The sequence below is a fragment of the Capnocytophaga sp. oral taxon 863 str. F0517 genome, from assembly GCF_000466425.1.
GTDB lineage: Bacteria > Bacteroidota > Bacteroidia > Flavobacteriales > Flavobacteriaceae > Capnocytophaga.
On record NZ_KE992100.1, the window covers coordinates 1 to 8,813 of the forward strand.

Genomic DNA, 8,813 nt, shown 5'->3' on the forward strand with positions numbered 1-8,813 from the left:
ATAAAAAATAAAAAATCAACGCAACACCAGTAATGTGGGATAATGAGAAAATGGCAACAGCCAACAATAAAAAATATTATCATAGAGGTTCTCATGCTGATTATAGTCTTCAAGTCGGATTTGAGGTTAGAGATATTAAGTTAAGATATAACATTCATGGAGATAAGGATTTAGCAAGAAAAGAGATATCTGAACTTCAAAATCGTTTAAGGACTGAATTAGACGCTGATTTAGATGATATTAATACAAAGGCAAAAAGATTACATTAATTCACTGGTGTTTATTAAAATTTGTTAAATATTGTTTTTAAATAGCTTGTATTCAGTCAATTAAGATTGAATTTTCTTGTCCGAGATTTGAAAAAATAATATTTTTGCGTTCAAAAATTAACGCAATGAATGCAAATAAATATGTTTTTTCACAAGTAACATCGTTTTTGCCCCAAAGATTTTTTAATAGATTAGTTTCTAAATATGATGATAGAACTAAAAATTGGAAATTTTCTCACTGGAACCAGATGTTAGCCCTCATTCTTGGACAACTTATAGGCTGTGCTAGCCTTAGAGAACTTGTTGGTACTATCAATGCTAATTCTAAGATGTCTTATCATTTAGGTCTTGGAAAAAATCTTATAGATCTAAAGACCTTTTCTATAGCAAATAAAGTTAGAGATGTAAAAATATTTGAGCAATATGCTTTCTATATGATAGATATAGCTCAAAAAAAGCTCTCTTTTAAAGACTTTTGCTTGCATGGAAAATTCTATGCTATAGATTCTACAACCATTGATCTATGTATGTCTGTTTTTGAATGGGCTAATTTTAGAAGCACTAAATCAGGAATAAAAATCCATACACAAATTGATTTAGCTACTAAGATACCTACATTCTATAGGATTACAAACGCTAATATTCACGATACCAAGGGAATGGATTTTATAGAAATTGAGCCTTTGGCATGTTATGTGTTTGATCGTGGCTATTTTGATCTAAATAGACTTTATAAAATAAATTTAACAAATGCTTTCTTTATTATTCGAGAGAAAGGCTTACCTGATTATGAAATTATCTCAGGAGAAGACCTTCTTGAAAATGATGATAACATCTTACGTGATCAAACAATTAGGTTTACAGGAAATAGGAATAGGGATAATTACCCCTCTGAACTTAGGCGAATTGTTTATTATGCCCTAGAACTTAAAAGAACTTTTGTCTATTATACAAACAATTTTTATCTAAAAGCTAATGAAATAGCCTTATTGTATAAGAATAGGTGGCAAGTTGAACTATTTTTTAAATGGATAAAGCAATATCTCAAGGTAAAAACCTTTTGGGGAACATCTGAAAACGCTGTTAGAATCCAGATTCACATAGCTATTATCACTTATTGTCTAATAAATATCATCAAAAACGACTTAAAACTTAAAGGAACTATAATTGACACAATGCGTATAATAGGAAATTCCTCATTTGTGAGTACCTCTATTATGGAGCTTTTTACACCTTGCAAAAGATAAGAAATTATCAAAAATATACAATTAGAATTTAATTTTTAACATTAACATTTTGTTGATAAACACCAGTGTTTGGCAATAACAATATAAAAACAAATAATAAAAAAATAGAAAACCCAGAAGATCAAAGATTATAAAAAATGAGAATCATTCAGATATTTTGCAACTCATAAAAAAGCAAAACATAAGGAATAGACAACAGCCGAGATAAAAAGAGAAGTATAATGTATTAATGTGTAAACAGATTGTCTTATGAAATTATCAAAATTCAAAAAAGACCAAGTTTCTGTATCTTCACTAAAAAGCATCAAAGGTGCAAATGCAGATGTTATGACTCCTTTCTTTCTGCATAGAAATCTTCAGGAAGTGTGGGTTGCTTACCTAAGAAATAGTCATAAGAATCAGGATATTCTGTCAATGCTCCTATATATTTATACTTAATCCATTTTTGTTGGTTTTTTACGAAATCTTCCTCTAATCCATAGCCTTTTAGCTTTGTTTCAAGTTCACTGAAGAGAGATTTAAGGCTTTGCTTAAAGACTTGTGGTTCCTGCTTGAAAAGTGCCCCATCGGATCTAAATATTTTATTATTGACAAAGAGTTCTCTCTCTATTAGGTATTGTGTTTGCTTTGCTTGCGTACCGGATAAGGTTACTTTGGAGAGGTCTTGATTAAGAGAGAGTTCTATATTAGTCCCATTATCTAAATAAAGAGGAACTAATAGAGTAGGATTCTCAAAGAGATAGTAAGAATGATTCTCTGTTATAGGACGTATGGTATCTCGGAAAGAGCCATCGGTGCCGACAGGAATTTCCTTAAGAACTTCGTTGTTAAGAATGAGCTGTATTTTCTGGTTTTCAGGAATGGATACCTTTCCTGAGATCACTGCATAATCCGCCTTTTCTTGTGTTGGTTTTTCACCACATGCGGTGAGCAAACTCATGATAGCTACACTTATAATGATTTTTCTCATGGTTAAATTTTAATATGTTATAGTTTTGTATTCTGATTCAAGTCTCTTAAACTTTGCAAAATTCTGTCTTATTAAAAAAATAGTATATTATTAATGAGAGCACTAAAAATATCCACTTTTTTATCAAAAAAGGAAAACGAGTTCTTAAAAGGCTATTTTCCACACTCTGCTTAGTAAAAAACACACCAATACCCCATATAGTACAGGTAAAAAGGTAGCAATGAGCGTCCATTTTTTACTATTAGTCTCCTTATAAATCGTATAGATAGTAGTACTACAAGGGTTGTGTAATAAGCTGAATAGCATCAGATTAATAGCAGTTAATAGGCTCCAGCCCCCCGCATGTAGTAAGGTGTCTATTTCGGAGGTGCTAGCCTCCACCAGTACACCTGCTTCGCCTGCGGTAGCTTGACCTAATAGCATTGTGGTAAGCATTAGTATAGTGGGGATAACGATCTCATTGGCAGGAATGGCTACTATGTATGCCAAGAGAATCACTCCGTTAAGTCCTATGAATATACCTATAGGATCTAAGCCATGTATAAGCCATAAGGCTATGGGTTGACTGCCTATTTGTATATTACAAATGAGCCATATTATGGCTCCTGCAGGAGCTGCAAATACGATAGCACGCCACAGTACAATGAGGGTACGGTCAATAAGAGAGGTATAAAGAGTTTGAAAGAAACGTGGAGGACGATAAGGAGGGAGTTCTAATACAAAGAAAGAGGACTCTCCTTTGAGCAAAGTTCTGCTCAGTAACCACGATGTGAAAAATGAAAAGATAATTCCTAATATTGCAATTCCTATTACAGCGAGCATGGATACAGTACCGGACCATTGTTTGGGTACCAATGCTCCAATGAACAGGGTAGCAATGAGTATTTGGGTAGGCCATCTGCCATTACAGAGAGAAAAATTATTAGTAATAATAGCAATAAGTTTCTCTCGTGGACTATTAATAATACGTGTTGCCACGACTCCTGCAGCATTACAGCCAAATCCCATACTCATCGTAAGGGCTTGCTTGCCATGTGCTCCTGCCCGGCGAAAGAGCTTATCTAAGTTGAAAGCTACACGTGGTAGGTAGCCAAAATCCTCCAAAAGGGTAAATAAAGGGAAGAAAATAGCCATAGGAGGTAACATCACTGAAATAACCCAAGTAGTAGCCAGATAGATGCCATCAATAAGGAAACCGCTAAGCCACCATGGAAAATGCAAAGTCTCAGCGCCACTCTTCAGCAGAGGATATAACCAACCTACAAAAAAATCGGAAAGTAGTTCTGATGGGTAGTTAGCACCTGTAATAGTAATCCATAATACTATAGCCAATAGAAGGAACATAATAGGAAATCCCCAAAACTTATGAGTTACTATCCTATCAATGGCACGATCTATGCGGAAAGAGCGAGCAGAGAGGTCTGTACTCACTGAAGCATTTGTCAGGGCAGAGGCTTGTGCATAAATAGCTTCTACTAAATCATTACGGTAGTTGTCGCCTAATAGTTGATGGTACTTCTGAGCGATGTGTAGTAGATGCTTTTGTTCTTCAGGATTGTTTTTTTCCGAAAAAGAACCTTCGGCTATTCCTTTTTTTATACTTTGGTCACCTTCAATAAGGCGCATAGCTAACCAATGTGTATTAGGGAGTGTAGGGTTCAGTTTGTTAAGTATTTGCTCTAATTGTGCAATAGCTTCAATGTGCTGTTTAGGGAGTTCTATAAATGTTTTTTTCTTAGTTTGGAACTTACCACTTACTACCTCCTCAATGGCAAGAAGTAAATCATCAATACCTTCTCTGGTACGGGCGCTGGTAGCTACTACAGGAATACCCAGATCCCGTGAAAGAGTACGTGTATCTATGCTAATATGGTGTCGGGAAGCCTCATCCATTAGGTTTAGGCAAAGCACTGCTTTATCTGTAATTTCTAATATTTGAAGGGTAAGACTTAGGTTTCGCTCTAAGCGACTTGCATCTACCACTATCACGGTTACATCAGGCTTACCAAAGAGAATAAAATCCCGTGCTACTTCCTCATCTTCAGAGGTAGAAAGTAGCGAATATGTGCCAGGGAGATCAATTATTTTGTAACGTAAGTCATGGAATAGAAAACTTCCCTCAGCACGGGTAACTGTTTTTCCCGGCCAATTGCCCGTGTGTTGGCGCAGACCGGTAAGAGCATTGAACACAGTACTCTTCCCAGTATTAGGATTACCAGCCAAAGCAATAGTATAATCAAAAGTTCCTGTCTCCTCTCCTAAGGGTTTTAGGGAAGCTGAAGGGTTTAGGGCACAAGTATCACAAGTATTTTTCATAGGGATAAGCTAATTAATATACAAAGGGCATCCTCTTTGCGGAGGGCAATTTGGGTATTATGAATATTATATGCTACGGGGTCAGCCAAAGGGCTTATATTCTCCACAAATATTTTGGAACCACGTACAAAGCCTAAGTCCAACAAGCGTTGTCGTACCTCTTGTCGACATTCAGGGGTAAATCCTTCAATAATAGCGACTTGTCCTGTTTTTAGAGAAGCTAAAGTAAGTAACATAAGTATATTATTTATATAATATAAAATATATTTTTAGACGAGCAAAATTACAATTTTATATTGTAACAACAAAATAATTTACCAAAATCTAAAAAAATGTAATAAGGTTGGGTTTTATAGTCAAAAAGAAATGGTTTGCGAATTTATCAAACGGAAATTGAGAGTTAGAAGTGACTCTAACTCCTTTTTATAAGTATATATATTATCAAAGAAATTCCTTATAGCATCTCGGGATTCTGTCTTGTTCCGATAGAAACCTGTATTGATTACTTTTTTCCGTAAGAATTTCCACAAGCGCTCTATTAAATTGAGGTTCGGAGAGTATGGAGGCAAGAAGATTTGCTTGATTCTATTATCTTCTACCCTGTTTTGAAGCTCTTTATTGTGATAATAGAGAGCATTATCGGATATAATATAAATATTTTTAGCGTTTGGATGCTTTTTAAGAGCTAATTCGTAAAGTTCTTTTGTTGATTCTGCATTAACGCATTCACAATCAAGAGCTATTACATCTGTAACATCATAAGCATTAAGTAAAACATTGATATTCACTCTATCACGCCCACTAACTGTTGGTTGTTGAAACTCTTTACCTTTCTCTATCCAAGCATAAGTGGAACGGCTGTTGTGCGTAGGATGAACACCATCGGCAAAATACACCACATCCCCTTCTTCCTTTTCTTGAAGAATTTTAGAGAGTGCTTCAGCAAATAGTTTTTGTTTTAAAGGATCCGCCTCACAAGGCACTTTGGTTGTTTTCTTGTAGGAAAAACCAATTCTGTTAAGTAAATCAGCCATTCCTTGTGGAGTATAGGTAACTTCAAAAGTGTCTTTAACCCATTGAGATACTTGTTTTGCATCTGTATAAAGATGTGTGCGTAACTCTTGTTTTAAGGATTTTATTTGAAAAATATTAAGCAGACCTTGATAACCTTTATAACGATTCTCAAGAAGTTTATCTAGTCCTCCTTCAAGATATAAGGAACGATAACGATAAACAGTAGAAATATCTATACCTAAGCAATCAGCAACAAAAATAGGAGTATTGCCCATAGAAAGCATCAAAATGCAGGTAACTCGGGCATAATCCGAGCGACCTTGCAAGTTGCGTTGGAGCTTTCTAAGTTCCTCTATTTCTGTTGGTGACAGTGTTAGTTCAATAGACAGTGCAAAGATAATAAATCTTTTATTTATTCGCAATCTAAATTTGTTTAACTATAAATATCGAACACTTCTTGGGCTACCTTGAAGGTTTGGGTATGTGCCTCTAATATAGTGGATAGCCGTGGCGAATAGCCCCCTCCCATGCTACATTGCACCGGTACCTGTCGCTGAGCACAGGCCTCGAATACCAGTCGGTCACGCTCCCTACAGCCCGCCAAGCTAAGGGAGAGCTTGCCAAACTTATCACTCTCCAGCACATCCACCCCCGATTGGTAAAAGACAAAATCAGGCTGATGTTGCTGGAAAAGATTCGGCAATACAGCCGATAGCTGGGCAAGATAGGCCGCATCCCCTACCCCATTAGGGAGGGCGATATCCCTATCCGATTGTTCTTTCACAAAGGGATAGTTCCCCTGCGCATGCATCGAGAAGGTGAATACCTCTGGCCTTTGGGCAAATATCTCGGCAGTACCATTGCCCTGGTGTACATCTAAATCGATGATGAGGATACGCCGTGCCTTACCTCGCTCAAGTAGATAGGCCGCTGCTACCGCTTGGTCATTGAGCATACAGAAGCCCTCGCCCCTATCTGAATAGGCGTGATGGGTACCTCCGGCTATATTGAAGGCAACACGCTCCGAAAGGGCATACTCCGCCCCCACTATCGTGCCTTGCACCAAGGTCAGTTCCCTATCCACAAGCTGCTGACTCTGCACAAAACCTATCCGAATACGAGTGCGTTCCTCAAGGTGCAGCCCTACAAAATCCTGTACATAGGTTGGCATATGTGCCAAATATAAGTCCTCCATCGCTACCTTCTCGGGAGTGAAGAAATCTGTAGGCTGACAGATTCCTTCCCACAATAACTGTTCCTGTAAGAGGGCATACTTCTCCATCGGAAAACGATGATTCTCCGGCACCGGATGGGTATATATAGGGTCATAGGCTATCTTCATCTGTCATTTGTCATTTGTCACTTGTCACTCGTCACTTGTCACTTGTCATTTGTCACTAATAAGCGCCATATAAAATCCATCATAGCCTTCAGTGGCCGAAATCTGGTGTTCTTCCACTAAGGTAAAGCGCTTGCCGGCTTCACTTTGGAGAAAACGCTGTACTTGTTGCTGGTTTTCACTGGGAAGTATCGAGCAAGTGGCATAGACCAGCTGTCCCCCTGGCTTGGTTAGCTGGCTGTATTGCTCAAGGATTTGAGCTTGAGTGGCACGTATTTGATCTAAGAACTCAGGGGTAAGCTTCCACTTGGTATCCGGATTGCGGCGCAAGACACCCAGCCCCGAACAAGGGGCATCAATAAGTACCCTATCGAAAGTGCCGCGTTGTCGCTTGAGGTATTTAGGTTCTACCAGGCGTGTTTCTATATTGAAAACCCCATTGCGCTTTGCCCTACGAGCCAGTTCGTCTAACTTCTGTGGATAGATATCCATCGCCACGATTTTGCCTTTGCCTCCCATCAGCGAAGCCAAATGAAGGGTTTTCCCTCCTGCTCCCGCACAACAATCGGCTACCTTGAGGCTCCCCTGCGCAGCAGTCCAGTTCCCCAAGAGCAAGGGGGCTACTCTTTGGGAAGCGGCATCCTGTAGCTCAAAAAGTCCCTGCTTGAAGGCCTCCGAGAGGAATACATTGGCACGCTTTTTCAGCCTTAAGGCATCTGACATTCCCTCAAGGGGCTCCGCCTCATAGCCTTCTTTGCTTAGCTGTGCCTGAAGTGCTTTGCGATCTGTCTTGAGGGTATTGACCCGTAGCACCACCTGTGCTTGTTGGTTCAGGGCATGCAATTCTGCTTCCCAGACCCCTTCGGTAAGCTCGGCTACACCAAGCGCATCTAACCAATCAGGGATTGATTCACGTATGGCGCGCTCCTTGCAAAGCGCATCGAAGCGCCCCTTGATGCGCCGCTCCGGTGTCCCTTCAAAGTACCATTCCGGTAGTGTAATCCCACGTAGCACCGCCCATACAGCAAATATCCTTCGGGTACTCTGCACCGTAAAAGGTGCCTTCTCCTGAGCTATCTCCGTATAGAGCCGCTTGTAGCGTATCAGCTCATAGAGGGTCTCGGCTATGAAAGCCCTATCCTTGCTCCCCCAGCGTTTATCTCGCTTGAGCAACCGCTCTATGACCTTGTCGGCATAGAGATGATCATTGTTAATCTGCAAAAAGCCTTCTACTACGGCATCTACCAAATTTCTATGTAATCGCATCAAAATCTCTTTTCTTAATAAACTGCAAATGTACGTTTTTTTTCTGTTTTATAGTCAAACAAATTTAGATTGTGGATAAATAAAAAATTTGTTATTTTTGCACCATCTGTAGAAGATAATAGAATCAAGCAAATTTTCTTGCCTCCATACTCTCCAAACCTCAATTTAATAGAGCGCTTGTGGAAATTCTTACGGAAAAAAGTAATCAATACAGGTTTCTATCGGAACAAGACAGAATCCCGAGATGCTATAAGGAATTTCTTTGATAATATATATACTTATAAAAAGGAGTTAGAGTCACTTCTAACTCTCAATTTCCGTTTGATAAATTCGCAAACCATTTCTTTTTGACTATAATCTCTTGAGAATCAATAAAAATATTGAAGCTAAAT

At 38.6% G+C, this 8,813-nt stretch carries 9 protein-coding genes; 3 read left to right on the forward strand and 6 right to left on the reverse strand.

Going from position 1 to position 8,813, the window contains the following annotated elements:
- Positions 1-50: 50 nt before the first annotated feature.
- A complete protein-coding gene (locus HMPREF1551_RS03265; RefSeq protein WP_155851603.1) occupies positions 51-269 on the forward strand; it encodes a hypothetical protein in 219 nt (72 codons plus the stop codon).
- A gap of 125 nt (positions 270-394) precedes the next feature.
- Positions 395-1,516 (forward strand): IS4 family transposase, encoded by a 1,122-nt coding sequence (locus HMPREF1551_RS03270; RefSeq protein WP_021627606.1) that lies wholly within the window; start codon positions 395-397, stop codon positions 1,514-1,516.
- Positions 1,517-1,841: 325 nt separating this feature from the next.
- Here the strand turns inward: HMPREF1551_RS03270 and HMPREF1551_RS03275 are convergent, their stop codons facing one another.
- The 6 genes from HMPREF1551_RS03275 to HMPREF1551_RS03300 all read right to left on the reverse strand — a co-directional run bounded on the left by HMPREF1551_RS03275 (position 1,842) and on the right by HMPREF1551_RS03300 (position 8,421).
- On the reverse strand, positions 1,842-2,486 hold the full coding sequence (locus HMPREF1551_RS03275; RefSeq protein ID WP_021627607.1) for a hypothetical protein: 645 nt from the start codon (positions 2,484-2,486) through the stop codon (positions 1,842-1,844).
- 144 nt (positions 2,487-2,630) lie between these two features.
- Positions 2,631-4,802 (reverse strand): ferrous iron transport protein B, encoded by a 2,172-nt coding sequence (gene feoB / locus HMPREF1551_RS03280; RefSeq protein ID WP_009642048.1) that lies wholly within the window; start codon positions 4,800-4,802, stop codon positions 2,631-2,633.
- The gene (locus HMPREF1551_RS03285) at positions 4,799-5,038 is read right to left on the reverse strand and encodes a ferrous iron transport protein A (RefSeq protein WP_009642050.1); all 240 of its coding nucleotides are present in this window, start codon (positions 5,036-5,038) and stop codon (positions 4,799-4,801) included. Before HMPREF1551_RS03285 ends, feoB begins: the two co-directional genes overlap by 4 nt.
- A 120-nt stretch (positions 5,039-5,158) precedes the next feature.
- A complete protein-coding gene (locus tag HMPREF1551_RS03290) occupies positions 5,159-6,238 on the reverse strand; it encodes an IS630 family transposase (protein WP_231374951.1) in 1,080 nt (359 codons plus the stop codon).
- A gap of 11 nt (positions 6,239-6,249) precedes the next feature.
- Positions 6,250-7,158: a histone deacetylase gene (locus HMPREF1551_RS03295; RefSeq protein WP_021627609.1), complete on the reverse strand. Its 909-nt coding sequence runs from the start codon at positions 7,156-7,158 to the stop codon at positions 6,250-6,252.
- Positions 7,159-7,203: 45 nt separating this feature from the next.
- Entirely contained in the window at positions 7,204-8,421 is a 1,218-nt protein-coding gene (locus tag HMPREF1551_RS03300) for an RsmB/NOP family class I SAM-dependent RNA methyltransferase (protein ID WP_021627610.1), read from the reverse strand.
- 138 nt (positions 8,422-8,559) lie between these two features.
- Between HMPREF1551_RS03300 and HMPREF1551_RS13320 the strand changes: the two genes are divergently transcribed.
- The gene (locus tag HMPREF1551_RS13320) at positions 8,560-8,772 is read left to right on the forward strand and encodes a transposase (protein ID WP_410492497.1); all 213 of its coding nucleotides are present in this window, start codon (positions 8,560-8,562) and stop codon (positions 8,770-8,772) included.
- Positions 8,773-8,813 lie beyond the last annotated feature (41 nt).